Consider the following 24,134-nt stretch of genomic DNA (forward strand, 5'->3'; position numbering starts at 1 on the left):
GACGCGGCGCAAGGCTGAAATGGCCATCTTCGAATACATCAACGGCTTCTACAATCCGCGTCGCCGCCACTCAGCACTGGGCTGGAAAAGCCCTGTCGCCTTCGAACGAAAGGTGGCTTAAACGAGCACTTGGGGCGGCACGAAACCGCGACAGGTCCAGTTTCAGCACTTCGCTTTCCACCCAGCCGACGCGGTTGGGGCCGAGCTGTACCCTTTTGGGAAACTTGCCTGCCTTTTCCAGTCGAGCCACGTGTTGTGGCGAATAAAGAACCAGCTCCTTCAGTTCGGGTTTTGATAGTATCCTCATCACAATGTCTCCTTAAGAAAGGAGCATCGCGATGCCCCGGTTGCGGTTACCCACGGGCCGAGGAATTTTAGGATACTGGAATCATGGCTGAACATGCAACGACACAGCAGCGCATGTATTGAGGTGGCCCAAAGGGTGGCTCAAAACTAAATACTCCACAGAACCAATTGAAATACATAATATTTTTATGTGAAGTGGTGCCCCCACACGGACTCGAACCGCGGACCTATTGATTACAAATCAATTGCTCTACCAGCTGAGCTATAGGGGCACTGGGGCGTCGTTTAAGGGAAGTTTTCGAACCGCGCAAGACGAAAAATGCACGGACTTTGATGGTTTTATTAACCTGTAAACCAGATATAAGAAATATTAGGTTCAGCAGGGTAAATTCACGCAAAATGCAACTGGTTCTTCACACTGGCGCACACTTCACCGAAGAAGAACGGCTCATGAAGTGTTTGTTGCGCAACACAAGCATGTTGTCGAAAAAAGGCGTCGTTGTCCCTGGTCCAAGCAGATACCGCAAATTGCTGAAAGAAATTCTGAATGCATTGCAAACAGCACCCGCCTCGGATGCTGCAAGGGACGTGGTTCTTGACGCAATCTTGGACGATGAAACGGCTGACCGGGTTGTTCTAAGCCATCCCTTTATTTTCGGAGCGCCGCGTGCGTCTGTGTATCGTGGGATGATTTTCCATAAAGCGCCTGAGCGGATGCAGCATTTTTGCGATTTGTTTCCACACGATGACATCGAAATGTTCATAGCGATTCGCAATCCGGCAACATTGCTGCCTGCGCTGTTACAACATTCGCCGAAACATGACATGGCCAGCTTCATCGGCGGGACCGATCCGCGCATGGTGCGTTGGTCGGAGACGTTGACAGCCATTCGCGAAGCGGCTCCACGCCTTTCTATCACTGTTTGGTGCAATGAAGACGCGCCTTTGATTTGGTCACAGATCATTCGCGATATGACAGGCCTTGAACACGGTGAAAAAATTACGGGCGGTTTCGATTTACTCAGCAGTATCATGAGCGATGAGGGCATGAAGCGTTTCCGAACCTACCTAAAAACCCACAAAGGCATGTCAGAAATGCAAAAACGCCGCGTTATAGCGGCGTTCTTGGATAAATTCGCTTTGGAAGACGAGATCGAAGAAGAGCTGGACGTCTACGGTTGGACAGAAGCCCTGATAGACGAGATGAGCGACATCTACGACGAAGACGTCCTGGAAATTCAGCGCATTCCGGGCGTTACTATGATAACGCCCTGAAACTGCACGATTACCCCATGCCCAAGGCTTCTTTGTACATTTCAAGCACCGCTTCTTCTTCGGCGATGTCGTCTTTGTCGCGTTTACGCAACGCAATCACCTTGCGCATCACTTTTGTGTCGTAACCACGTGCTTTGGCTTCAGCCATCACTTCTTTTTGCTGTTCGGCAAGGTCTTTCTTTTCGGCATCAAGCCGCTCTACCCGTTCGATGAACTGGCGCAATTCGTCAGCGGTCACGCGGTAGCTTTCGGCGTTTGTGGCGGTGTCGGTCATGGCCTTGGTTCCTTTGTCGAATAACTCTGTGGCAAGGGCTTCGGGATACCGCCCTGTCCCAGTCGGGGCAATGGGTGATCTTGCCCCAATGTATGATTTAGGATAGCCCGCCCGCATGGAAACAAAAACTCTATCTCTGTTCGACGGCATTATTTGGGGCGGCGCATGCGTCTCAATCGTCGGTTTGGTTGGCATTTTGTGGTGCATCGTAAAGGTGGCTCGCGCAAAACGTGCTGATCTAGACGATGAGGCGCTGCAATCGGTGATGCAAACTGTTCTGCCTATGAATCTCGGCGCTTTGTTTTTGTCCGTGATCGGGCTGATGATGGTCGGCGTCGGAATTGCATTTTCATAGATTTTGAGACGTCCATGGGCCAGTTGAATGGCTCTGGACAGAGTGTCGGTGGAATTGACGCAACCCGGGCTTGCCACCAAGAGGTCAGCATAAAACCTGCTTTCGCAATTCAGCAGATGTAACACCTTGTGTGACGCAAGCTTGGCCTGTGGTTGTTTCAGGTAGTCTATCGGGGCAGCTTTTTATTCTTGGTCAGGATCAACACCCGCAAGAAACAAGGGTTTTTGAACATTTGAGCAATCTGAGCTTGGGCACCATTTTTAGCAGCCGCTCTGACGGGTATGATCTTGGCGTCAAAAATCAGTGTGCAACTGGACACCCATCCGTCAGGGACTTAAAATACCGGAATGGATATACGTGAAATCACCCCCGCCTATAGTGTCGCGCCGCAAATCGACCTGAACGATTTCCCAGCGATCGCCGCCGCAGGGTTCAAAGCTGTGATTTGCAACCGCCCAGACCCTGAGATCCCGCCAAGCCATCATGCCGCCGAAATGCAAAAAGCGGCCCATGCAGCCGGTTTGGTCTTTTATAATCTGCCGTTGACGCATCATACGATGACGGCCGAAGTCATCGCCCAACACATGGCCTATGCGGAAGAAAACACACCCGTTCTGGCGTACTGTGCGTCAGGTACCCGTTGCACGGTTGCTTGGGCGTTGGGATCTGCGGCAAAAGGCATGGATATTTCAGAAATTCTGACAAAATCAAGTGCTGCAGGCTATGCACTGGATGCTTTGCGCCCATCGCTTGAAGTGGCCGCCGCCCAATCTTGAAAAACGTTAAAACTGCTTTTTCAAACGGTGCGCTGGGTCAGCCAACTTATGTGGCCCCGGTTTCACCTTGGCCGCAGCACTTATCCTGTTTTCGTCAGATCAGCGAGATCAGGAAGGCTGGCCAGATCAGGCAGATCGTCCAATTCAGGCAATGCATCTACTTCGGGCACCACATCGGGAAGAGTTGCTAAGTCGGGCAAATCGTTCAGGTCTGGCAATTCCGTCAATCCCGGGTCTTCTGCGGATGGCAGATCGTTTAAATCCGGTAATTCAAGTGCTGCTGGCGCCGCATCCGGTGTGGGTGCAGGCAGCGTTTCAATCATAGGCGGGCTCATATCCGGAGCGGCGGGTGCATCTCCACTTCGTTGTTTGGTTCCAGGCAATGCTTCTATTTCAGGCAGGTCCAATCCCGCACGGTCTGCTGTTCGGCGGCGTGGCTGGGATGCATAAATCGGTTCTTGTTTAAGTCGCATAGCGCGGGTGCCTTCGACTTGTCCCACAATTCCGCTGCCGATAACGCGCCCCGTCAATGTTGTGATATTTGCCTCTGGAAAGCCATTTTGTGGCAGTTGTAAGACGTGTCCCACCTTAAGGGCTTCCAAGTCCATCAAAGGCATTGTCAGTTTACAGACATCTACCCGCAACTCAGCAGGAACGGACAAAACAGCGTCACTCAAAGAAGAGGCCTGTTCGGGATCACCATCTGCATCCTGCGCACCCGCGTCAGAGGACATCGCATCGAAATCTTCAACCACGGGCAAGATAAGCACCATCTGCCCCTGTCGGACCCCACCGGCCATATCCAACGTCATCCGAATGACATGAAACTCGGGGGCCTCCAGCCACATGCTAAGAATGCGGGCTTCATCGGCCCGCGCCCCGAAAGCAAACCCCGACATCATGGCCTGTTCTTCTTTCATCTCCAGCTGGGGTGGCACGCGTTCAAACAAGGCATCTACCAACGGTGCGCACATCGCGGCATCGGTTGACGTCATTTTTCTGGCATCATCCAAGGGGGCCGAAACCAAAGACATCGTTTGTTGTTGGATTAACCCGCCAACAATATCCGCACCAATCACCACACCGCCACGCGTCCGGTTGGGACCATCCAAAGCGGCTAAAAGGGACTGTTCATCCAAAAGTTCCAAACAACCATCAAGGTCACGTTTTTCGGAAACGATACCAATCACTGACATCGACATATCGAAAATTTCATCGGCAATCTTTGCTACGGTCAAGCGCAAAGCCTTGGCTGCGGTCATCGCCCGCGCCTGATGCTCTTGCAGCCCGACAGACGCTTTGCGCCGCAGGATGGTTTGTGTTTCGCTTGAACCCATCGCCTCCGCCCGTTTTCCGCGGGATGCTGTTATGGCACCAGATAAACCACCATTCGTTACCATCGGATTTAAGCGGTTCATTTTAAGCAAATTTGTTTGCTCAAAAAATGACGCCTATTGTGCTGCCAAAGATTCTGCCTGGGGCAAACGCACGACAAAACAATTGCCATCAGGAATAGGTTCGTAAAAAATCGCACCTTGCAAACGAGTCATGATTTCGCGGCAAATTGCCAACCCAAGGCCTGCTCCCTTGCCTTCCTGGTCGTTAATTCGCGCAAATTTTTCAAAAATCACATCCCGGGCGTTTCCCGGGATTGGCGTTCCGTTGTCGCTGAAGCGCACGAATGTTCCGTCCGCGTCTTGTTCGACGTCTATTGTCAGTTCGGGTTGCGGGGCTGTGCAGTATTTATGCGCATTTGTAATCAAATTGATGAAAACCTGCGCAAGCCGGTCCAAATCAGTATGCATCACAACATTTTCGCGCGCCCGGTGCCGTGTCACGATCAGTTTCTGGCGTTGGCCCACGCCACATGTGACCACTGCGTGTTCAATCACATCGCCAAGTGACCCTACACTTTCATTAAGGCTAACCTGCCCGTTCTCCAGAACACTCAAGTCCAGCAAATCATCCAACAATCGCGTCAGGCGAATGGATTCGACATGAATAATTGACGCGTATTTTGTCTGTTCGGACGGGTCCAAACCATCTGTGTCACGCAAAATCTCGGAAAATGAGCGGATCGAGGTCATCGGCGTTCGCAGCTCGTGACTGATCTGGCTTAAAAATGCATCTTTTTGCACCGACAACTGCGTCAACTTGGCGTTGGCATTGCGCAGTTTCCGCGCTGTTTGGCTCAGTTCGGCCGATTGCTCTTCCAGCCTGTTGGAATATTCCAACATCTGCGCAGATTCGTCGGCCACCGCCATCAAGTCTTGCACCGACACAGTTGCCCCCCCCACAAGCTGGCCTATCATGGCGTGCGCGGTTGCGGCCCCGACCGATGCAGAAAGTTCGCGTTCCAATCGCTGCAAAAAGTCAGGTGTAGGTTCGGGCAAAAACCCTTGAACCCCTTGGGTCCGCGCCACATCCCGAAACAGGGTTTGTGCTTCTTTTGCCCCAAGAATACGCTGGGTCATAATCATCAAATCTTCACTTTCCGCCACCGACGCGGACCACCCCTTGGCCTGACCGGAATGCGCAAAAACATTCACGAATTGCGCCCCCTGCAACCGTTCCAACGGTGTTGGAAATGACACCAATGAACCCAGAATAAAGGCGATAATATTCAGCGCCATAGACCAGATAACTGCATGGACAGTGGGGTCGATCCCCTCAATGCCAAACAAGGCATGGGGTCGCAAAACATTCAATCCCAGCGCCCCCTGTTCGAACACCGCGCTGCTGATCAGACCATCACTGCCGAAACTGGGAAGAAACGACGTAAAGCTCCAGACGGCAAACCCCGTCACCAGTCCGCACATCGCCCCGATGCGGGTGGCGCCACGCCAAATGATACCGCCCAGCATGGCAGGCAAAAACTGTGCAACGCCGACAAATGAAATCAAACCAATGGCGGCCAAAGCCCCGCCGCCCCCCGACAAGCGATAGTAAAAGTAACCCAGTGCAATAATCACCAGAACTGACAGTCGCCGCGACAGGATGACCACGTGGCGCACGTCGCCTGACACAGTGGCCCCCTGCCCTTGTGCAGACAAATAAATCGGCATCACCACGTGGTTGGACACCATCGTAGACAAGGCCAAAGTCGCCACGATCACCATGGACGTGGCAGACGAAAACCCCCCCAAAAAGCTGAGCATCGCAAGTGTGTTTTGCCCCTGCGACAAGGGTACAGTCAGAACGAAAAAGTCAGGGTTGCTGCCTGCGGGCAAAAGATCCAATCCGACGACCGCGATTGGCACAACAAACAAGCTCATCAGCATAAGGTACAGCGGAAAGGCCCAAGATGCTGTTTGCAGGTGTCGTTCATCGTCGTTTTCAACCACGAGAACCTGAAACATGCGTGGCAGGCACAGGAATGCAGCCCCCGCCAAAGCCGTCAATGCCGCCCAGCGGCTGCCATCCATTTGCCAAGCTCCGATGGGGGACGCGTCGATACGCGCCATCATTTGCGACGGGCCACCGGCCACCCCCCACACAACAAAAACACCAACAGCCAGCAGCGCCAGAAGTTTCACCACAGCTTCCACTGCGATGGCCATAACAACCCCGTCATGGCGTTCGTTGGCATTGAGGTTGCGTGTCCCGAACAGCAAGGTGAACAAAGCCAAGCCAAGGGCGATCCAAAAGCCTGCCGATATCTGGTTCATGCCCGCCTGCGCGCCCGACGTCGCCGTTTCAAAAGGGTCGGCAAAAATGGACAATGACGTGGTCACCGATTGCAATTGCAAAGCAATATAAGGTGTGACGCCTAAGACAGCCATGATCGTCACCACGATGGCCAACGCATTGGATTTACCGTAACGCGACGAAATCAAGTCCGCGACCGATGTCGCGCGCTGCGCACGGCCGATCCGCACCAGTTTGCGCAACACCCACCACCAGCCAATCATCACAAGGGATGGGCCCAGATAGATCGTGACAAACTCCATCCCTGACCGCGCAGCGTAGCCCACAGCGCCGTAGAACGTCCAACCTGTGCAGTAGATGGACAAGGACAACGTATAGACCAGCGGTGATCTTAACCAAGGGCGGCGGCCCTTGGATGCGGCCCGTTCCGCCAAGAAAGCAATGCCAAACAAACCCGTCACATAAAGCAGACACACCCCGATCAGAAGATTGACGCTTGCCATCAGCTGTCGGTGTCCGGCGCATGGATGCGGGCCACATCATCACGTGTCATGCGCCACAAGGCAGCCGACAACACGATCAAACCAAGCCACACCCAAAATACGTATTTGATCGCACTGGACAGTGTTGTCTGCACAGGTTCACTGTCCAAAGCACCTTGCGGCCCTTCAGCCCAAAGCAATGGAACCATCCAAAGCAGTGCGCCCAGAACAGGGGTCAGCCGTATCGCGTCCATCATGCGGCGCTTGCGATAGCTGCGCCGATCCAGAAACACAGGCGGCGTATTCTTGTCAGCCATCAGCCGAATAAACCCGCATCAAATCGCGCACAGCGTTCAGCACTTCGGTGTTGGAAAAGGGTTTTGTCATGAAGCGGCTCACACCAGCCTCTTCGGCCAAGGCGCGATCTCGCATTTGTCCGCGTGCCGTCAACATCAGAATAGGCAAGTCCCGGAATGCATCGTCGCTGCGCAATTCTGTCAGGATATCCATACCACTTTTGCCGGGTAACATGTGATCCAGCACAACCAAATCCGGGGAAAGTTCGTGCACACGCGCCACAGCTGTTGCGCCGTCCACATGTGTGTCGACACGCCATCCGTCACGGCTCAGAAGAAAGCTCACCGCTTCGATGATGTTTGGCTCATCCTCTACCAGCAGCACATGCTTGCCCATCGCGGCGTCTCCTCCCCAAAAGAGCACGTTTCCATCAATTGAAACTATCGCCGCTTTTATGCGTCATGTCAAAACGCGTTAGAAGCCTTCGCTCAAGATTGAAGGCTCACGGCGCCCGGGGCAGGCTCTGCGGGCACACACACGGCATGTCGAGCCAACGTGCAAAGGCGTTTGGGTCCCGTTTTGGTGTCCGCCTTTACCTTCGTTCGATCCGCTTCCATGCTTTAAACGATCTTCGCGATTTAATGTTGCGGGCAAGATCAGCATCATGCCCTGCACCAAAGGCGGGGTGTTATACCCGGCAGGCTGCGTTTGTTCTGCCACGGCATAACACGAAAACTCTGCATTGTTGCGTCCGACCTGTTGAACGGCATGCGACACAAAGACCCCCGGCGTCGCGATCGCCTGAAACATTGGCCAAAGCGGACAAGCTGCCCCAAAACGCGGCAGTGCAAAATGGTCAATAGGTTTGCGCACAAGCAAACTGCCTGCCCTGTCACATGCAACAAATCCGGATACCAAATCCGGCAACGTGGCCAGTCGGCGCAAAATAACAGACGCAGGCGCATTGAAGTGATGCGCCAGCTGCAAGGGGTCTGGCCCCAGATCTGCACAAGCCTGTTGCAGTGCCCCCAGATCAACCAGACGCGCATCGCGTTGCATTTGCTTCAATATCCCCAAAGCAATGTGTCTACCCGCCATCGAGGTCAGCTGGATTGCGTCTTCGATCAAAGCTTCCGGGGTTTGTGCGCCACTTTCCAAAGACGCAAAATGATAGCCATGTTCGATCAAAAACGCGTCGACTTCTTCCTGCGGAGAACTGGCAAGATCCGACCCATCCTGACCATCCGTTGCATCCAGATACCCAACCAACGCTTTGGAACTGTCTGACAATCGCCGACTGTCTTGATCGATATTGTTGTGAAACCGGTCGCGCCACTCGTCTGAAATGTCTTTGCTTTCCGCCAGAATGGAGGCCGTTGACCGGATGGCAGCGGCCGTTGACAAAACCTCGTGCAGGGACGCGGCAAGTTGGGGATCATGGGCCAGACGGTCGGTCAAAGTTTCTATCGTGCGTTCCAACGCATTCACGCGGCGGTGTGCGCCTGCCAAAATTTCGGCCCACCCCGGAAACCGGCCCGCAAATTCGTCCGCACGGTCCAGTTCGGCGTCCGATATTGCGTTGCCCACGGCAGCTTCACGTAATGTGGCGATCAAAGCGGCCTCTGCACCTTCGCTGAGGGCTGCGGGTTCGACCCCAAGGGCTGACGCAATGTTGACCAGCAGTTTGCCGCCGATTCTCCGGCGATTGTGTTCAATCAAGTTCAGATAAGACGCGGAAATGCCAATTTCACGGGCCAAATCAGCTTGCCGCATGCCCGACATGGTCCGTCTTTCTCTGATCCTGCTTCCGGTTAGCCCTTCACGTGCCATTGCCTTCTCCACTCAAATCTTGCGTAAACCCTGCCTTTTCAACAACTTTCTGCAACGCGGCATAAAATTATTTACAAGGTATACCGAGGTATTGTGCAAATATTTACAAAATAATCGTGATTTTCAAGGGACTTATTGCGCAATTTACGCAAAGCAAGCGATAACCGCTTTGCATGTAAAATGCGTGCCCAGACACGGCTGAGGAGGCGTTGTCCGGGCTAATCAATCCATGGGAGGATATTTATGTCCAATTCAAAAATCACACGTCGCTCCGTGCTGAAGACTGGTGCAGTTGCTGGTGCGGGTCTCGCGCTGCCAACATACCTCAGCGCTGACGGCCACGCCTACACAAACGCGCCACAAGGCGACACTGTGACACTGGGCTTCAACGTGCCACAGTCCGGTCCTTATGCCGACGAAGGCGCAGACGAGCTGCGCGCATATGAGCTGGCTGTTGAGCACCTGAACGGCGAAGGCGACGCCGGGATGATGAACACGTTCTCGTCCAAAGCCCTTAAAGGCAACGGCATCTTGGGCAAGAAAGTGACATATGTCACAGGCGACACGCAGACAAAGTCTGACGCAGCGCGCGCATCTGCCAAATCCATGATCGAAAAAGACGGCGCTGTGATGATCACAGGCGGCTCTTCTTCGGGTGTTGCTGTTGCGGTTCAGGCGCTTTGCCAAGACGCAGGCGTCATCTTTATGGCTGGCCTCACGCACTCCAACGACACAACGGGTAAAGACAAGCGGGCCAACGGTTTCCGTCACTTCTTTAACTCATACATGTCTGGTGCGGCTTTGGCGCCGGTTCTGGCGGCGAACTACGGCACAGACCGTAAAGCGTACCACCTGACAGCTGACTACAACTGGGGTTACACCACGGAAGAAGCGGTTCGCTCTTCCACAGAAGCCATGGGTTGGGAAACAGTAAACGCGGTGAAAACACCACTGGCGTCCACTGACTTCTCTTCCTACATCGCGCCAGTTTTGAACTCCGGTGCTGACGTTCTGGTTCTGAACCACTACGGCGGGAACATGGTGAACTCGCTCACAAACGCCGTTCAGTTCGGTTTGCGTGACAAGTCCATCAACAACAAGAACTTCGAAATTGTTGTTCCTTTGTACTCTCGCCTGATGGCGAAAGGTGCGGGCGCCAACGTTAAGGGCATCTTTGGCTCTACAAACTGGCACTGGTCCTTGACGGATGAGGGTTCCAAAGCCTTCGTTAAGTCCTTCGGCACCAAGTACGGCTTCCCACCATCGCAGGCGGCGCACACATGCTACGTGCAAACAATGCTGTATGCGGATGCATGTGAACGTGCGGGCACATTCAACCCTTGTGGCGTTGTTGAAGCGCTTGAAGGCTTTGAATTCGACGGCATGGGCAACGGCAAAACGCTGTACCGCGCCGAAGATCACCAGTGCTTCAAAGACGTTCTGGTTGTGAAGGGTAAAGAGAACCCAACAAGCGAATTCGACCTTCTCGAAATCGTTGAAGTCACACCAGTTGAGCAAGTGACATACGCGCCAGACCACCCACAAGTGGCAGGCGGTTCCTTGGGTACATGTAACCCGGGCGCATAAGCGTAACACTTTGAGGGCGGGACTGGTTTCCGCCCTCTTCTTAAGCGGCATTTCAAAGCCGATCTTTCCCGATTTTCGGCCATAAAGGGCCGGTCTTTCGCTTCATGAGGGTGGCACCATGGACGCAATAGTCTTGCAAATTCTAAACGGTCTGGACAAAGGATCCGCGTATGCGTTGATCGCTTTGGGCCTGACCCTGATCTTCGGCACATTGGGTGTTGTGAACTTCGCACATGGTGCCTTGTTCATGATTGGCGCGTTCTGCGCGGTGACCCTCAGCCGCATCCTGACCTGGAGCCACATCGTGGTGGACGAAAGCCAAAAGGACTTCCTGGGCAACCCGCTCAAGGTCGAAGTCCCTTATCTGTATGACTGGTTTGGACAAGCCACCGGAGATGTCATCATTGATTGGGCCGTGCCACTGTCCATTCTGTTCTCGATCCCCGTTATGATTGCCATTGGTTTCATCATGGAACGTGGGTTGATCAAGCACTTTTACAAACGCCCCCACGCGGATCAGATCCTTGTGACATTCGGCCTTGCCATCGTTTTGCAAGAGGTCATCAAGTATTACTATGGTGCCAACCCGATCCCGACACCGGCGCCTGCCGCCTTTGCGGGATCCTATGATTTTGGATCGCTTTTGGGCTTTGATCCCAACACAATCATCTACCCTTACTGGCGTTTGGTTTACTTTGCCTTTGCCGCAGTCATCATTGGGGCCGTCTTCGCCTTCTTGCAGTTCACCACCTTCGGGATGGTGGTGCGTGCCGGCATGGCAGACCGCGAAACCGTTGGCCTGCTGGGCATCAACATCGACAAACGCTTTACCATCATGTTCGGCATCGCGGCCGCCGTCGCGGGGCTTGCGGGTGTCATGTACGCCCCCATCAATTCGCCCAACTATCACATGGGCATGGACTTTCTGGTTCTAAGCTTCGTGGTTGTTGTTGTGGGCGGCATGGGGTCGCTTCCGGGGGCTGTTCTTGCGGGCTTCTTGCTGGGCATTCTGGAAAGCTTTGCATCCATGTCTGTCGTGCTCGAGATCGTGCCCGGCATCAACCAAATCATCATTTATCTGGTGGCAATCATCATTCTGCTCACACGCCCCCGTGGTCTCATGGGCCGCAAAGGCGTGATGGAGGACTAATCACATGCTTGGACTTAACAAAAAAGACTTCGGCCTGCTGATCATCGTGGTGATCCTTGCCCTCTTCGCACCCTTCATCCTGAACCCCTTCCCTGAAGGCTCTGCCATGGCGCAGTTCAACGCGGGCTACCCCGATTTGATGCAGCGTCTGGTGATCTTTGGCATCTTCGCCATCGGGTTCAACATCCTCTTTGGCCTCACGGGCTACCTCAGCTTCGGCCACGCCGCCTTCTTGGGTGTCGGTTCCTACGCGGCGATCTGGATGATGAAGTTGCTGACAATGAACGTCATCCCGGCCATCGTCATTTCGGTTGTCATCGCAGGCCTCTTTTCCCTGCTGGTCGGTTGGATTTCGCTGCGCCGTTCCGGCATCTACTTTTCAATCCTGACACTGGCCTTTGCGCAAATGTCCTATGCCCTCGCTTATTCGGTTCTGACACCGATCACAGGCGGTGAAACGGGATTGCAGCCAAAATACACAGACCCACGTATCCTTGACGGAGCTGTGCCACAGGGCCAGACCCCACGCGCCAACCTGTTCGGGCTGGAAATGAACAGCGGGTTTCAAATGAACGTGGGCGATTGGGTGTTCACCTTTAACGCAGGCTACTATCTGGCCGCAGTGTTGATGGTTGTGGCATTCTACATGTCGATCCGCATCTTCCGCTCGCCGTTTGGCATGATGCTGCGGGCTGTGAAGTCCAACCAACAGCGCCTAGACTACACCGGTTTGAACTCAAAACCCTACACACTGGCGGCCTTTGTAATTTCCGGCATGTATGCGGGTTTGGCGGGCGGTCTACTGGTGGCCATGGACACGCAAGTGGGCGCCGAACGCATGTTCTGGACGGCCTCGGGCGAAGTCGTGATCATGACCATTCTCGGGGGTGCTGGTACTTTGATTGGCCCCGTTCTCGGCGCTGGATTGATCAAATACATGGAAAACATCGTGTCCAAGATCAACAAAGGCATTCTGGAACAGTGGTTTGCCTTCATGCCTGACGGCATCGAAGACTTGCTGGTCACTTTGGTCTACCCGTTCATCGGCAAAGGCTGGCACCTGACGCTTGGCCTTGTGTTCATGCTGGTTGTCATCTTCCTGCCTGGTGGCTTGGTCGAAGGCGGACAACGCATTGCGGGTATGTTCCGTCGCAAGAAATCCGACCCCTCCACGCCTGACGGCAAAACCACACCTGCGGAATAAGGACGAAATCAATGGGTATCCTTGAAGTTAAAAACGTCAACAAACGCTTTGGTGGCCTGCAGGCCTTGGGTGATGTAAACCTCAGCGTCGCCGAAAATTCGGTCCATGCGATCATCGGGCCAAACGGGGCAGGTAAATCCACATTGCTGAATTGTCTTGTGGGCAAGCTGATCCCTGACACGGGTTCTGTCATGTTTGACGGTCAGTCCGTGCTGGGCCGCAAACCCTACGAGATCAACCAGATGGGAATTTCGCGCGTGTTCCAAACGCCTGAAATCTTCGGTGATCTCAGCGTGTTGGAAAACATGATGATCCCGTGCTTTGCAAAGCGTGACGGTGCCTTTCACCTCAGCGCCATCAAGAACATGATGAAAGACAAAGAAATCATCGACACAGCCGAACACATGCTGGAAGACATGAACATGGCCGACAAACGCGAAATGCACGCGGCGGCCATGTCACGGGGCGACAAACGACGCCTCGAGATCGGCATGTGCCTGTCCCAAGAACCCCGTCTGTTGCTTTTGGACGAACCAACCGCTGGCATGGCGCGCGCAGACACAAACAACACCATCGACCTGCTGAAACAGATCAGCGACGAACGTGACATCACCATCGCCATCATCGAACACGATATGCACGTGGTGTTTTCCTTGGCCCAGCGCATTACCGTGCTGGCCCAGGGCACGCCCTTGGTCGAAGACACACCTGACAACATCAAAGGTCACCCCAAGGTGCGCGAAGCGTATCTGGGCGAGACACAAGACGCGGCATAAGGAACACTATCATGAGCGCAAGCAACGCAAATCACGCGACCAACGCGCCGGCCTTTTTGTCCATCTGGGACATGCACGCCTACTACGGCGAAAGCTACATTGTGCAGGGCATTAACTTTAACGTCCATGAGGGTGAAATTCTTGCCCTCTTGGGCCGCAACGGCGCTGGCAAAACGACAACCCTACGTGCGATTGCCCGCATGGACGACCCACAGGTAAGCCACGGCGAGATTTGGTTGGACCACCAACCATTGCACACCATGTCCAGCTACCAAGCCAGCCAAGCGGGTCTGGGTCTGGTCCCTGAAGACCGTTCGATCATTCCCGGCCTAACGGTCGAAGAAAACCTGAAGCTTGCGCAGATCGCCCCCCCTATCGGCTGGTCCATCGACCGCGTCTACGACCTGTTTCCGCGCCTGCGCGAACGGCGCACCCAAGAAGGGGTGACACTGTCGGGTGGTGAACAACAAATGCTCGCAATCGCCCGCGCACTTTGCCGCGACATCAAAGTTCTGCTGTTGGACGAACCCTATGAAGGGTTGGCGCCGGTGATCGTGGACGAGATCGAAAAGACGCTTTCGATCATCAAAGAACAGGGCATCACAACCATCCTTGTCGAACAAAACGCGGTGCGTGCCCTAAAGCTGGCAGATCGGGCGGTGATTCTGGACACAGGGGGGATCGTTTTTGACGGTCTTGCCTCAGAAGTGCTTGAGAACGAACAGTTGCGGGCAGAGTACCTCGCAATCTAGGTTAACGTTTCTCAACCTGAACGCGAAAGCCGCCCCTCATTCGGGCGGTTTTTTGCATTATTTACTACGCCTGATTGAATTATTTCCATTGTTGAAACACTGACTGTTTGCAGTCGCTTTCCCCAACAAATTAAGGCAAAATTGCGGCATATTTTATACATAGATAATTTTGGGGAAATATTATGCCAGCTTTTGATGACATCACGATTGACCGCAATGGATTGCAAATCCTTCCAACAGTTACAGTGAACGCCAGCTTCACCGACACTCTGGTTCTGGACGGCGATAGTGCCTCGGGCTTTTTCGACGTCACCGGTTCTGACGCTTTGATCGAGGTCGAAACAGTCCTGACAGGATCGCTTGTGTCCTTCGACAACACATTTAACGTAGTCCTGAACAGCGGTGCAATCATCGGGGAAAACGGGCGGATCTCACTGCTTGGGACAAACACCCAAATCGTCATCAACGTAGGTGAAATCGACGTGCCTGTGCTGTTTGGCGGTGGCGAAGGGTTGATCGGAAACATCGGTGTCATGAACGGTGACATTCGCATGGGCGCAGGCAACGACACATTTATCAACCATATCTTTGATCTGGAAAACCCCGACACATACGGTTCGGTCACCGGGCCGTTGCGCATGGGGTCTGGCGACGATCTGGTGCAAAACGCGGGCTCAATGGGGCGCGTTTTTCTGGGCAGCGGCAATGATCTTTACGTTGCGATCAATCCGATTGGCGATGACAGCTTGGATTTCAGCGCGGTCAACGCATCTGCAATCATCGTGCGCGGTGGCATAGGCAACGACGAGATACGCGGCGGTGAGGCGAATGACCTGTTTTATGGTGATGCCAACAACGACACATTGCGGGGCCACGACGGTGACGACAAACTGGTCGGCGGCAACGGCAAAGACCTGTTGCAAGGCGGAAACGACAACGATCGCCTCATGGGCAATGACGGCCGCGACAATCTTCAGGGCGGCAATGGCGATGACACGTTGAACGGCGGAACCGGACAGGACCGGATCAACGGCGGACGCGGTGAAGACCGTTTGGTTGGGGGATCCGGGGCGGACGTCTTCGTTTTCCGCGGCGACAGCGGCGAAGATGTCATAACCGATTTCGACACCGGGGCTGAGGTGGTGAATTTGCAGGTTGTAGCGCAAGGGACTGTTGGATGGTACGGCGATGCCGACGTGCTGGATTTCGTGACCTATGCAGATGGCAATGCAGTGCTCGACCTTTCCGGCCTGTACCAGACGTTCAACACCTTCTACGGGGCCGAAATTCTGTCCAATGCGGACGGAATAGAAATCACGTTCCTGAATGTCACGCCCGACAGCTTGACAGGCGACAATTTCTGGACACCTCAGGACGCACTGCCGCCCGTAGAGGTCGTAGACCTTCTTTGATTTGGGACGGTGGGTGGGGCGACTTGAGCCAACGGCTCAAGAGCGTCGCATCAGCCGGTCCCGTAATTCTGTTTTAAGAACCTTGCCGTAGTTGTTTTTCGGCAAGGCATCTACAAAGACATAAGCCTTGGGCGCTTTGAAGTTTGCAATAGATGCGCGGCAGGTTGCATCCAGCTCAGCTTGTGTTGCGTGCCCCACGACAAAGGCCACAACCTCTTCACCCCAATCGGGATGGCGCCGCCCTACAACAGATGCTTCAACGACGCCTGAATGTTGTAGCAACACCTCTTCGACTTCACGCGGGTAAATATTGGACCCGCCGCTGATGATCATATCCTTCGAGCGGTCTTTCAGCGTCAAGTATCCGCAAGCATCCAAAACACCGATGTCACCGGTCATCAACCACCCATCACGCAACGCCGCATCAGTCGCTTGCCGGTTGCGCCAATAACCAGGCATCACCGGCGCACCGCGCACCATAATCTCACCCTGTGTGCCCACTGGCAAAACTTGACCTTGTGCATCGCCAATGGCCACCTCGACACAAGATTGCGCACGCCCAACAGATGCCAAGCGCACAGCCCACTCAGGGTGGGTATCGTTTGCTAGGTCTTCACGTGGCAGAACCGTTATCGCCATGGGGCATTCGCCCTGGCCGTAAATCTGCACAAAAACATCACCAAACACCGACCGCGCCTTGAGGATATCCGCCACATACATCGGGGCCCCCGCATATACGATCGTACGCAATCCGCGCCCGTCTTGCCCCGTTGCTTGCGCGTGGGCCGTCAGGCGCGTCACGATGGTGGGGGCTGCAAACATATGGGCGCGGCCAAAGTAATCCGCCAAATCCAGCACCTCTTGTGCCTCAAAACCAGCCGACGCAGGGCAGACGTGCCGTGCGCCCTTTTGTACGTGCATCACAGCATAAAGCCCTGCACCGTGGCTCATGGGGGCCGCGTATATAGTGGCATCTTCTGATGTGACCTGATCCACATCCGACTGGTACGCATAGGCCATCGCCATCAACATACCATGTGTAATTTGCACGCCTTTAGGACGCCCTGTCGTGCCAGACGTATAAAAAAGCCACGCCAAATCATCGCGATTGCGCGATACGACATCGATGGCTTCGCCTTGCGGCACTTGCTTGGTGACGTCAATCACCGGCACCGCCGTTTGAACCTTTTGCAAAACGCCCGTTTGCGCCGCGGCGCAAATCGCCAACGCACAGTCGGAGTGATCCAGAATATAAGCCGCTTCTTGACCATGCAGTTTCGCATTTATCGGAACGGCCACAGCACCTGCATACCAAATGCCATACAGCGCAATCAGGTATTGCGGCACATTTGGCATGAACACGGCCACACGGTCCCCCGGACGCACCCCTTGTTCTTTCAGCCAGCCCCCAAAGCACGCCGCTGCGTCATGAAACTGGTCGTACCGCGCGACTAGCGTTTCCCCCAGAAACAACGCAGGCGCCGCAGCCGACTTTTGCGCCATTCGCGCCAACCAAAGCCCTAGATTCACTGCAAAGCCTCCCCTTCGATTGCCAACACCCTTACACGATGGGAAACCCGTGCCTATATTCACCGCATCACGGCGCTTTCCTTAGGTCAACCCTTGCCCTATAACCAGCCCGCGATACCCCATAACCATCAAGGTGCAGGGACAGGCACCAATAGGGAAAAGGCTGAGGAAGAATGGCGAAAAATACCCGTGACGCAGATGTAGCATTTATTCAGGCACTGGCAGAAGTGCTGCGTGAAAATGATCTGGCTGAAGTTCAAGTGAAACGTGAATACGGCGAATCTGATTGCCTGAATGTTCGGGTCAGCCGCCAAGTGGCCGTTGCCCCTGCAGTGCAACACATCGCGGCAGCACCAGTGGCCGCAGCGCCTACAGCGGCTCCAGCCGCCGCTGCTGCAGCACCACAAGATGATCCGGCCTCTGATCCAGGCGCCGTCACGTCACCGATGGTGGGCACAGTCTATTTGCAGGCCGAACCGGACGCCCCGTCTTTTGTATCTGTCGGCGACACCGTGGCCGAAGGCGACACACTGTTGATCGTGGAAGCCATGAAAACAATGAACCACATCCCCGCTCCGCGCGGCGGTAAAGTGAAACGCATTCTCGTCGACGATGGCGCGGCTGTGGAATTTGGCGCACCACTCGTCATCCTCGAATAAGGGGCGATCCATGTTCAATAAAATTCTGATCGCCAATCGCGGCGAAATTGCATTGCGCGTCATCCGGGCCGCCCGCGAAATGGGCATCGGTTCCGTGGCCGTGCATTCCACCGCAGACAGTGACGCCATGCATGTGCGTATGGCCGACGAAAGCGTGTGCATCGGACCGCCTGCGTCTCCGCAGTCCTACCTGTCTATTCCGGCCATCATCGCGGCATGTGAGATCACTGGGGCAGAAGCGATCCACCCCGGATACGGTTTCTTGTCCGAAAACGCCAACTTCGTGCAGATCGTCGAAGATCATGGCCTGAAATTCATCGGCCCCACCGCAGAACATATCCGCGTCATGGGCGACAAGATCACCGCTAAAGACACCATGAAGGAATTGGGCGTGCCGTGCGTTCCCGGATCCGACGGCGGCGTGCCAACATTGGCCGACGCACAACGGATCGGCGAAGAGGTCGGGTATCCCGTTATCGTCAAAGCCACAGCAGGTGGCGGCGGCAAAGGCATGAAAGTGGCACAAACTGCCGCAGACATGGAAAGCGCCTTTATGACGGCACGCGCCGAGGGCAAGTCGAACTTCGGCAACGATGAAGTCTACATCGAGAAGTATTTGACCACGCCACGCCACATCGAAATTCAGGTTTTTGGGGATGGCAAAGGCCAAGCGGTCCATTTGGGCGAACGCGATTGTTCATTGCAGCGCCGCCACCAAAAGGTCTTTGAGGAAGCCCCTGGGCCTTCGATCACCCCCGACGAACGTGCGCGGATTGGCAAAATCTGTGCTGATGCCGTGGCACGGATCAACTACATCGGCGCCGGTACAATCGAATTTCTGTATGAAAACGGCGAATTCTATTTCATCGAGATGAACACCCGTTTGCAGGTGGAACATCCGGTGACAGAAGCCATCTTTGGTGTCGATCTGGTACGCGAACAAATCCGCGTGGCCGAAGGCTTGCCAATGTCGTTCACGCAAGATGAATTGGAAATCAACGGCCACGCCATTGAAGTTCGCATCAACGCAGAACGCTTGCCCAATTTCGCGCCCTGCCCGGGCAAAATCACACAGTACCACGCCCCCGGAGGGCTTGGGGTCCGCATGGATTCGGCGCTGTACGATGGCTATTCAATCCCACCCTACTACGATAGCTTGATCGGCAAATTGATCGTGCACGGCCGCGACCGCCCCGAAGCCTTGGCGCGCTTGAACCGTGCCTTGGGTGAATTGATCGTGGACGGTGTCGATACCACTGTGCCGTTGTTCCATGCACTTTTGCAAAACGGTGATGTCCATTCCGGTGACTACAACATCCACTGGTTGGAACACTGGCTGGAAAGCAATTTGCAAGCCGGGTGACTGCGCTCACCCCAGATATCTTGTTGCGCGGCTATGGGATGGGCATCTTTCCCATGGCCGAACATCGTGATGATCCTGAGGTGTTTTGGGTCGATCCCAAAAAACGTGGCATCTTGCCAGTTGACGGCTTTCATATCTCGAAATCACTGGCCAAACACATGCGACGCACATCAATGGTCGCGACCATCGATCATGACTTTGAAGGCGTGGTTGACGGATGTGCGGACCGGGTCGACACATGGATCAGTGGCGAAATCAGACAGCTTTACCTGCGATTGTTTGAACGCGATCATGCCCATTCCTTGGAAATCTGGGAAGACGAGATGCTCGTGGGTGGGGTATACGGTGTTGTCTTGGGGGCTGCGTTTTTTGGCGAAAGCATGTTCTCACGGCGGACAAACGCGTCCAAAACAGCGTTGGCTTGTTTGGTCGAAGCCTTGGGACGCGGCAATTTCAAATTGTTCGACACGCAATTCATCACAGATCATTTAGCGTCGTTGGGCGCGGTCGAAATCAGCCGCGCACAATACCACCAGCGGCTTCGGGATGCGCAGTACAGCAAAGCCAGGTTTTTGCAGCCTGTGTCACCTCAGGATGTGGTGCAGCGCATGACCCAGACGTCATAACGCGAATGATCCATAGCACTGAGTGCCGGGGCCGATGCAATCATCCAGCCGGAAAATACGGCACCTGATTTGCCAGTTTCGGCGATTTCCAGAGCAGCAAAGGCGTTGCCGGACGGATTGCCCACCGGATAGCGGCAGTCGCGCAAGGCAATGTTAAGACTACCAAAAGCGACGGCTGAACCCGATTTGATTTCGATGTCTTTGGTGGTCCCGTTGATCTTGTCCAAACCCCGCAAAACAGCACCAGAAGCGCTTGTTGTTTGTTGTTGTGCATGCCCTGCGGTGGCCAATACAGCAATCAACAAAGACAGGCGCAGGATCATTCTGCGTCACCGCCGCTGACAAACTTCAACAGAAGCGAAATCAAGCTAACCGCCCCTTGGGTATCCGTAATCTCGGCACCTTCTTCGAAGTTGAAAGGCGATCCACCCGGAACGATTTCAATAAAGTTACCACCCAGAAGACCTTCGGATGCCACTACAATCGCACTGTCATCAGGGATCTCGACGCTTTGTTGTACATTCACAGTGGCGTCAGCACGGAACGTTTGCGTGTTGAGCGTCACATCTGTCACGGTGCCCACTTTGACACCGGCCAAACGCACATCCGTGCCGACACTCACCCCCTCGATGCTGCGAAAGCTTGCTGTGAGTGGGTAACTGTCTGACGGGCCGGATACGCCCGCCAATTGCGTCGCGTAGATTGCAAAACCTATTGCAGCGGCCAAAACGATACCGCCAACGGCCACTTCAGTTGTATTTTCCGCCATCGTTTGCCCCTTGAGTGATCCGCCTTATTCGGGCGTCCACGCCTCATAGTCATCGCGTGATTTGGGTTCGGTGCGGCGAATAGATCCAGATGGAGCGTAAGCCAAAGCCGTCCCAGTCAGGTTCTCCTGATGCGGCTTTTCCCATGATTTGCGTGGCAACGGTTTGTCTGTTGGGGGTTCGTCCCATGTGCGGTGCAACCAGCCATGCCATTCAGGATCGATCCGTGATGCTTCGGCTTCCCCATTAAAGATGACCCAGCGGCGGGCATCATCATGGGTCTTGTAAAAGATATTGCCTTGACCATCCTCGCCAACTTTCACGCCTTTGCGCCAGGTGAATAGCTGTGTGTTCAAAGTCTGCCCGTTCCACCATGTCACGGCGCGCAAAGCTGTTTTCAGAAGTCCCATAGGTGCCTCATATCTGGTTACCTTTGATATGGTTTATTTTTGACGCCGCGTCCAGAGGTGGCTAAGCCATCAAAGCGGGCATGCACGCAAGATTTAGCGCATTTTCTCTTTGCAAAAGATAAACAACGGCATCAGTTGGGCAAAAGAGCAGTGACTTCAATCTCAATTTTTAGGTGCGGCGCGATCAGCCCACATTCAATCATGGTCGCAGCTGGCGGGTTTTCCCCAAAAGACGTGCGCAGCATCGGCCAGCATGGCTCAAAATCCGATGCCTCAGGAAGCATGTAAGTCACACGCACAACATCAGCCATTGAAGCGCCGGCTTCCTTTAATGCGGCTTCAATCGTGGCCAAAGCAGATGCGCACTGGCTTTGGACGTCGTCTCCCGCTCCGGTCGTTCCCGCAACATGAACAAATCCGCCTGCAACAACGGCACGACAATACCCGATCTTTGCTTCGAAGGGCCCGCCGGAATGAATACGTCTAATTGTCATGATCCGTTTTCTTTTCGCTTAAAATATCCTGGGGGCTTGGGGGCAAAGCCCCCAACCAAAACACGTCTGGAAAACTCTATCCCGCAGAGGCAGGCTCTTTTTCTGCATCTGCATGGATCATCAAAGGTGCCGCATCCGAATTTACAGCTTCTTCATTCACCACAACTTCAGTCACACTTTCCATGCCTGGCAGTTCAAACATCGTATCAAGCAGAATTTCTTCCAGAATTGACCGCAAGCCCCGCGCACCCGTCTTACGTTCGATCGCCCGTTTGGCAATCGCGCTTAGCGCATCTTCCGTGAATGTCAGTGCGGTGTCTTCCAGTTCAAACAAACGCTGATATTGCTTCACCAAGGCATTTTTGGGTGCCGTCAGAATGGTAACCAATGCATCTTCGTCCAGATCTTCCAATGTCGCCAAAACAGGCAAACGGCCCACGAACTCAGGAATGAGACCGAATTTCAGCAAATCCTCTGGCTCAAGATCTGTGAAGATTTCACCCACACCTCGGACATCATTGTCACGCACGTCCGCGCCAAAGCCCATCGCAGACCCCTTACCGCGCGCCGCGATAATTTTATCCAAACCAGCGAATGCACCGCCACAAATGAACAGGATATTCGTTGTATCGACTTGCAGGAATTCCTGCTGCGGGTGTTTACGTCCACCTTGCGGCGGCACAGAGGCCACAGTGCCTTCCATCAGCTTCAAAAGCGCTTGTTGTACACCTTCACCAGACACGTCGCGTGTAATGGAGGGGTTTTCAGACTTGCGTGTGATCTTGTCGACTTCGTCGATGTATACGATGCCGCGTTGCGCCCGTTCCACATTGTATTCGGACGCTTGAAGCAACTTAAGAATGATGTTTTCGACGTCTTCCCCGACGTAGCCGGCTTCGGTCAGGGTTGTCGCGTCTGCCATTGTAAACGGCACATCAAGAATGCGCGCCAAGGTCTGAGCCAGCAAAGTCTTACCACAGCCCGTTGGCCCCATCAAAAGAATGTTGGATTTTGCCAGTTCGATATCACCGCCCTTTTGCGCGTGATTCAGACGTTTGTAGTGGTTGTGAACAGCAACAGACAAAACGCGTTTGGCCATGGCTTGCCCGATCACATAGTCATCCAGCACTTCGCAGATGTCTTTTGGTGTCGGCACACCGTCGGTCGCCTTCAAGCCAGAGGCTTTGGTTTCTTCGCGGATGATGTCCATGCAAAGTTCGACGCATTCATCACAAATGAACACAGTCGGCCCAGCAATCAGCTTGCGCACTTCGTGTTGGCTTTTGCCGCAAAAGCTGCAGTAAAGGGTGTTTTTGCTATCGCCGCCGGAGTTCGTTGCCATTGTCACTCTTTCAGGGTTTTACCCGTTTAGTCTTACGTCTGGTGCGCCATACCGAAATGGTGGCCACACCCAAAGGCGCGTTTTACGCTGGTCTGGACCAGCTTAGGCCAGCCCCGACAGGTCCACAATCGCAAAATGGATGCAATCGCGAACATGACCTGTCGCAGCGCCGGGCGCTTATTCCGCGTCGTCACCGTCTTTGGCACGGTTTTCGACGATTTCATCGATGTGGCCCCATTCTTTGGCTTCTTCGGGGGTCATCCACAGATCACGATCCAAAGCCTTCTGAACTGTCTTCAAAGGTTGGCCAGAGTGCTTTACATACAATTGATACATCCGTTCGCGTGTACGTTCGATGTGGCGCGCAGAGATCAGGATATCTTCGGCTTTGCCCTGTGACCCGCCAGAGGGTTGGTGAATCATCACTTCGGCGTTGGGCAACGCAAACCGCATTCCTTTTTCGCCGCCAATCGCGATCAGCGACCCCATAGAGGCTGCCATGCCACAAATCAGTGTCGACACTTTGGGGCGGATATACTGCATCGTGTCATAAATGCTCATGCCCGCCGTCACTTCACCACCGGGCGAATTGATGTACATGCTGATATCCTTGGACGGGTTTTCCGCTTCAAGGTGCAGCAACTGCGCGACAATCAGATGGCTCATGCCACTGTGGATCGGACCGTTAACAAAAATAATCCGCTCTTTCAAAAGCCGCGAGAAAATGTCGTAGGCGCGTTCGCCCCGGCTTGTCTGTTCCACCACCATGGGGACCATTGTGTTCATATACGTGTCGATGGGATCGTTCATGGAATGCCT

General features: G+C 54.2%; 27 protein-coding genes and 1 tRNA gene. 13 read left to right on the forward strand and 15 right to left on the reverse strand.

Annotation, left to right across the window (positions count from 1 at the left end; all coding sequences use genetic code 11):
• The coding region (locus tag ABJL60_RS18840) for an IS3 family transposase (RefSeq protein ID WP_348374141.1) at positions 1–121 on the forward strand (121 nt) is incomplete at its 5' end.
• Here the strand turns inward: ABJL60_RS18840 and ABJL60_RS18845 are convergent.
• Together ABJL60_RS18845 and ABJL60_RS18850 are read right to left on the reverse strand one after the other, a co-directional pair.
• Entirely contained in the window at positions 71–307 is a 237-nt protein-coding gene (locus ABJL60_RS18845; protein WP_348373969.1) for an AlpA family phage regulatory protein, read from the reverse strand. The two genes, ABJL60_RS18840 and ABJL60_RS18845, sit on opposite strands and share 51 nt — an antisense overlap.
• A 195-nt stretch (positions 308–502) precedes the next feature.
• Positions 503–578: transfer RNA gene (locus ABJL60_RS18850), tRNA-Thr, on the reverse strand.
• A gap of 127 nt (positions 579–705) precedes the next feature.
• Between ABJL60_RS18850 and ABJL60_RS18855 the strand changes: the two genes are divergently transcribed.
• Positions 706–1,581 carry a hypothetical protein gene (locus ABJL60_RS18855; protein WP_348373970.1) on the forward strand — a complete coding sequence of 292 codons (876 nt, stop codon included), beginning with the start codon at positions 706–708 and terminating at the stop codon, positions 1,579–1,581.
• A gap of 10 nt (positions 1,582–1,591) precedes the next feature.
• Here the strand turns inward: ABJL60_RS18855 and ABJL60_RS18860 are convergent, their stop codons facing one another.
• On the reverse strand, positions 1,592–1,855 hold the full coding sequence (locus ABJL60_RS18860) for a DUF2312 domain-containing protein (protein WP_108828972.1): 264 nt from the start codon (positions 1,853–1,855) through the stop codon (positions 1,592–1,594).
• A gap of 115 nt (positions 1,856–1,970) precedes the next feature.
• On the opposite strand from ABJL60_RS18860, the gene ABJL60_RS18865 reads away from it, so the two are divergent.
• Positions 1,971–2,210, forward strand: a complete 240-nt coding sequence (locus ABJL60_RS18865) for a hypothetical protein (RefSeq protein WP_348373971.1) — start codon at positions 1,971–1,973, stop codon at positions 2,208–2,210.
• A 347-nt stretch (positions 2,211–2,557) separates the two neighbouring features.
• Positions 2,558–2,986 carry a TIGR01244 family sulfur transferase gene (locus tag ABJL60_RS18870; protein WP_348291509.1) on the forward strand — a complete coding sequence of 143 codons (429 nt, stop codon included), beginning with the start codon at positions 2,558–2,560 and terminating at the stop codon, positions 2,984–2,986.
• Positions 2,987–3,066: 80 nt separating this feature from the next.
• Here the strand turns inward: ABJL60_RS18870 and ABJL60_RS18875 are convergent, their stop codons facing one another.
• From ABJL60_RS18875 to ABJL60_RS18895, 5 genes are all read right to left on the reverse strand, one after another.
• Entirely contained in the window at positions 3,067–4,323 is a 1,257-nt protein-coding gene (locus ABJL60_RS18875; protein ID WP_348373972.1) for a FliM/FliN family flagellar motor switch protein, read from the reverse strand.
• A gap of 114 nt (positions 4,324–4,437) precedes the next feature.
• Positions 4,438–7,137: a sensor histidine kinase gene (locus tag ABJL60_RS18880; RefSeq protein ID WP_348373973.1), complete on the reverse strand. Its 2,700-nt coding sequence runs from the start codon at positions 7,135–7,137 to the stop codon at positions 4,438–4,440.
• Complete coding sequence (locus tag ABJL60_RS18885; RefSeq protein WP_348291503.1) at positions 7,137–7,433, reverse strand: hypothetical protein; 297 nt, start codon at positions 7,431–7,433, stop codon at positions 7,137–7,139. Before ABJL60_RS18885 ends, ABJL60_RS18880 begins: the two co-directional genes overlap by 1 nt.
• Positions 7,426–7,809 carry a response regulator gene (locus tag ABJL60_RS18890; RefSeq protein WP_348373974.1) on the reverse strand — a complete coding sequence of 128 codons (384 nt, stop codon included), beginning with the start codon at positions 7,807–7,809 and terminating at the stop codon, positions 7,426–7,428. Before ABJL60_RS18890 ends, ABJL60_RS18885 begins: the two co-directional genes overlap by 8 nt.
• A 78-nt stretch (positions 7,810–7,887) precedes the next feature.
• On the reverse strand, positions 7,888–9,243 hold the full coding sequence (locus tag ABJL60_RS18895) for a short-chain fatty acyl-CoA regulator family protein (RefSeq protein WP_348373975.1): 1,356 nt from the start codon (positions 9,241–9,243) through the stop codon (positions 7,888–7,890).
• A 243-nt stretch (positions 9,244–9,486) separates the two neighbouring features.
• Here ABJL60_RS18895 and ABJL60_RS18900 point away from each other — a divergent pair, with 243 nt between their 5' ends.
• The 6 genes from ABJL60_RS18900 to ABJL60_RS18925 all read left to right on the forward strand — a co-directional run bounded on the left by ABJL60_RS18900 (position 9,487) and on the right by ABJL60_RS18925 (position 16,124).
• A complete protein-coding gene (locus tag ABJL60_RS18900; RefSeq protein ID WP_348291499.1) occupies positions 9,487–10,830 on the forward strand; it encodes an ABC transporter substrate-binding protein in 1,344 nt (447 codons plus the stop codon).
• Positions 10,831–10,948: 118 nt separating this feature from the next.
• Complete coding sequence (locus ABJL60_RS18905; protein ID WP_108828981.1) at positions 10,949–11,980, forward strand: branched-chain amino acid ABC transporter permease; 1,032 nt, start codon at positions 10,949–10,951, stop codon at positions 11,978–11,980.
• Between the two features lie 4 nt (positions 11,981–11,984).
• Positions 11,985–13,184 carry a branched-chain amino acid ABC transporter permease gene (locus tag ABJL60_RS18910; RefSeq protein ID WP_348291497.1) on the forward strand — a complete coding sequence of 400 codons (1,200 nt, stop codon included), beginning with the start codon at positions 11,985–11,987 and terminating at the stop codon, positions 13,182–13,184.
• Positions 13,185–13,195: 11 nt separating this feature from the next.
• Entirely contained in the window at positions 13,196–13,960 is a 765-nt protein-coding gene (locus tag ABJL60_RS18915) for an ABC transporter ATP-binding protein (protein WP_108828983.1), read from the forward strand.
• Positions 13,961–13,971: 11 nt separating this feature from the next.
• A complete protein-coding gene (locus ABJL60_RS18920) occupies positions 13,972–14,712 on the forward strand; it encodes an ABC transporter ATP-binding protein (protein ID WP_348291495.1) in 741 nt (246 codons plus the stop codon).
• Between the two features lie 182 nt (positions 14,713–14,894).
• Positions 14,895–16,124, forward strand: coding sequence for a calcium-binding protein (locus tag ABJL60_RS18925; protein WP_348373976.1), 1,230 nt, complete (start codon positions 14,895–14,897; stop codon positions 16,122–16,124).
• Between the two features lie 36 nt (positions 16,125–16,160).
• Here the strand turns inward: ABJL60_RS18925 and ABJL60_RS18930 are convergent, their stop codons facing one another.
• Positions 16,161–17,654 (reverse strand): AMP-binding protein, encoded by a 1,494-nt coding sequence (locus ABJL60_RS18930; RefSeq protein ID WP_348373977.1) that lies wholly within the window; start codon positions 17,652–17,654, stop codon positions 16,161–16,163.
• Between the two features lie 173 nt (positions 17,655–17,827).
• Between ABJL60_RS18930 and accB the strand changes: the two genes are divergently transcribed.
• The 3 genes from accB to aat are packed head-to-tail and all read left to right on the forward strand — an operon-like array spanning position 17,828 to position 20,302.
• Positions 17,828–18,313, forward strand: coding sequence for an acetyl-CoA carboxylase biotin carboxyl carrier protein (gene accB / locus ABJL60_RS18935; RefSeq protein WP_348291490.1), 486 nt, complete (start codon positions 17,828–17,830; stop codon positions 18,311–18,313).
• Between the two features lie 10 nt (positions 18,314–18,323).
• Positions 18,324–19,676, forward strand: coding sequence for an acetyl-CoA carboxylase biotin carboxylase subunit (gene accC, locus ABJL60_RS18940; protein ID WP_348291488.1), 1,353 nt, complete (start codon positions 18,324–18,326; stop codon positions 19,674–19,676).
• On the forward strand, positions 19,673–20,302 hold the full coding sequence (gene aat, locus ABJL60_RS18945) for a leucyl/phenylalanyl-tRNA--protein transferase (protein ID WP_348373978.1): 630 nt from the start codon (positions 19,673–19,675) through the stop codon (positions 20,300–20,302). Before accC ends, aat begins: the two co-directional genes overlap by 4 nt.
• Here the strand turns inward: aat and ABJL60_RS18950 are convergent.
• From ABJL60_RS18950 to ABJL60_RS18975, 6 genes are all read right to left on the reverse strand, one after another.
• Positions 20,266–20,625 (reverse strand): DUF2155 domain-containing protein, encoded by a 360-nt coding sequence (locus ABJL60_RS18950; protein WP_348373979.1) that lies wholly within the window; start codon positions 20,623–20,625, stop codon positions 20,266–20,268. The genes aat and ABJL60_RS18950 overlap by 37 nt on opposite strands.
• Entirely contained in the window at positions 20,622–21,071 is a 450-nt protein-coding gene (gene mlaD / locus ABJL60_RS18955) for an outer membrane lipid asymmetry maintenance protein MlaD (RefSeq protein ID WP_348291481.1), read from the reverse strand. The genes ABJL60_RS18950 and mlaD overlap by 4 nt, the downstream gene beginning before the upstream one ends.
• A gap of 24 nt (positions 21,072–21,095) precedes the next feature.
• Entirely contained in the window at positions 21,096–21,479 is a 384-nt protein-coding gene (locus ABJL60_RS18960; RefSeq protein ID WP_348318593.1) for an NADH:ubiquinone oxidoreductase subunit NDUFA12, read from the reverse strand.
• Positions 21,480–21,610: 131 nt separating this feature from the next.
• On the reverse strand, positions 21,611–21,973 hold the full coding sequence (locus ABJL60_RS18965) for a RidA family protein (RefSeq protein WP_348373980.1): 363 nt from the start codon (positions 21,971–21,973) through the stop codon (positions 21,611–21,613).
• Between the two features lie 76 nt (positions 21,974–22,049).
• A complete protein-coding gene (gene clpX / locus ABJL60_RS18970) occupies positions 22,050–23,315 on the reverse strand; it encodes an ATP-dependent Clp protease ATP-binding subunit ClpX (protein ID WP_108828993.1) in 1,266 nt (421 codons plus the stop codon).
• 177 nt (positions 23,316–23,492) lie between these two features.
• Positions 23,493–24,125, reverse strand: a complete 633-nt coding sequence (locus ABJL60_RS18975) for an ATP-dependent Clp protease proteolytic subunit (RefSeq protein WP_348373981.1) — start codon at positions 24,123–24,125, stop codon at positions 23,493–23,495.
• Positions 24,126–24,134 lie beyond the last annotated feature (9 nt).

Origin of the sequence: Ascidiaceihabitans sp. (assembly GCF_039986515.1) — a bacterium.
In the GTDB taxonomy this organism is placed as follows: domain Bacteria; phylum Pseudomonadota; class Alphaproteobacteria; order Rhodobacterales; family Rhodobacteraceae; genus Ascidiaceihabitans.

What these genes read in the sequence shown, in the direction of transcription:
- ABJL60_RS18845 (WP_348373969.1), bottom strand. Translation starts at nt 307, where the DNA reads ATGAGGATACTATCAAAACCCGAACTGAAGGAGCTGGTTCTTTATTCG.
- ABJL60_RS18855 (WP_348373970.1), top strand. Translation starts at nt 706, where the DNA reads ATGCAACTGGTTCTTCACACTGGCGCACACTTCACCGAAGAAGAACGG.
- ABJL60_RS18860 (WP_108828972.1), bottom strand. Translation starts at nt 1,855, where the DNA reads ATGACCGACACCGCCACAAACGCCGAAAGCTACCGCGTGACCGCTGAC.
- ABJL60_RS18865 (WP_348373971.1), top strand. Translation starts at nt 1,971, where the DNA reads ATGGAAACAAAAACTCTATCTCTGTTCGACGGCATTATTTGGGGCGGC.
- ABJL60_RS18870 (WP_348291509.1), top strand. Translation starts at nt 2,558, where the DNA reads ATGGATATACGTGAAATCACCCCCGCCTATAGTGTCGCGCCGCAAATC.
- ABJL60_RS18875 (WP_348373972.1), bottom strand. Translation starts at nt 4,323, where the DNA reads ATGGGTTCAAGCGAAACACAAACCATCCTGCGGCGCAAAGCGTCTGTC.
- ABJL60_RS18880 (WP_348373973.1), bottom strand. Translation starts at nt 7,137, where the DNA reads ATGGCAAGCGTCAATCTTCTGATCGGGGTGTGTCTGCTTTATGTGACG.
- ABJL60_RS18885 (WP_348291503.1), bottom strand. Translation starts at nt 7,433, where the DNA reads ATGGCTGACAAGAATACGCCGCCTGTGTTTCTGGATCGGCGCAGCTAT.
- ABJL60_RS18890 (WP_348373974.1), bottom strand. Translation starts at nt 7,809, where the DNA reads ATGGGCAAGCATGTGCTGCTGGTAGAGGATGAGCCAAACATCATCGAA.
- ABJL60_RS18895 (WP_348373975.1), bottom strand. Translation starts at nt 9,243, where the DNA reads ATGGCACGTGAAGGGCTAACCGGAAGCAGGATCAGAGAAAGACGGACC.
- ABJL60_RS18900 (WP_348291499.1), top strand. Translation starts at nt 9,487, where the DNA reads ATGTCCAATTCAAAAATCACACGTCGCTCCGTGCTGAAGACTGGTGCA.
- ABJL60_RS18905 (WP_108828981.1), top strand. Translation starts at nt 10,949, where the DNA reads ATGGACGCAATAGTCTTGCAAATTCTAAACGGTCTGGACAAAGGATCC.
- ABJL60_RS18910 (WP_348291497.1), top strand. Translation starts at nt 11,985, where the DNA reads ATGCTTGGACTTAACAAAAAAGACTTCGGCCTGCTGATCATCGTGGTG.
- ABJL60_RS18915 (WP_108828983.1), top strand. Translation starts at nt 13,196, where the DNA reads ATGGGTATCCTTGAAGTTAAAAACGTCAACAAACGCTTTGGTGGCCTG.
- ABJL60_RS18920 (WP_348291495.1), top strand. Translation starts at nt 13,972, where the DNA reads ATGAGCGCAAGCAACGCAAATCACGCGACCAACGCGCCGGCCTTTTTG.
- ABJL60_RS18925 (WP_348373976.1), top strand. Translation starts at nt 14,895, where the DNA reads ATGCCAGCTTTTGATGACATCACGATTGACCGCAATGGATTGCAAATC.
- accB (WP_348291490.1), top strand. Translation starts at nt 17,828, where the DNA reads ATGGCGAAAAATACCCGTGACGCAGATGTAGCATTTATTCAGGCACTG.
- accC (WP_348291488.1), top strand. Translation starts at nt 18,324, where the DNA reads ATGTTCAATAAAATTCTGATCGCCAATCGCGGCGAAATTGCATTGCGC.
- ABJL60_RS18950 (WP_348373979.1), bottom strand. Translation starts at nt 20,625, where the DNA reads ATGATCCTGCGCCTGTCTTTGTTGATTGCTGTATTGGCCACCGCAGGG.
- mlaD (WP_348291481.1), bottom strand. Translation starts at nt 21,071, where the DNA reads ATGGCGGAAAATACAACTGAAGTGGCCGTTGGCGGTATCGTTTTGGCC.
- ABJL60_RS18960 (WP_348318593.1), bottom strand. Translation starts at nt 21,479, where the DNA reads ATGGGACTTCTGAAAACAGCTTTGCGCGCCGTGACATGGTGGAACGGG.
- ABJL60_RS18965 (WP_348373980.1), bottom strand. Translation starts at nt 21,973, where the DNA reads ATGACAATTAGACGTATTCATTCCGGCGGGCCCTTCGAAGCAAAGATC.
- clpX (WP_108828993.1), bottom strand. Translation starts at nt 23,315, where the DNA reads ATGGCAACGAACTCCGGCGGCGATAGCAAAAACACCCTTTACTGCAGC.
- ABJL60_RS18975 (WP_348373981.1), bottom strand. Translation starts at nt 24,125, where the DNA reads ATGAACGATCCCATCGACACGTATATGAACACAATGGTCCCCATGGTG.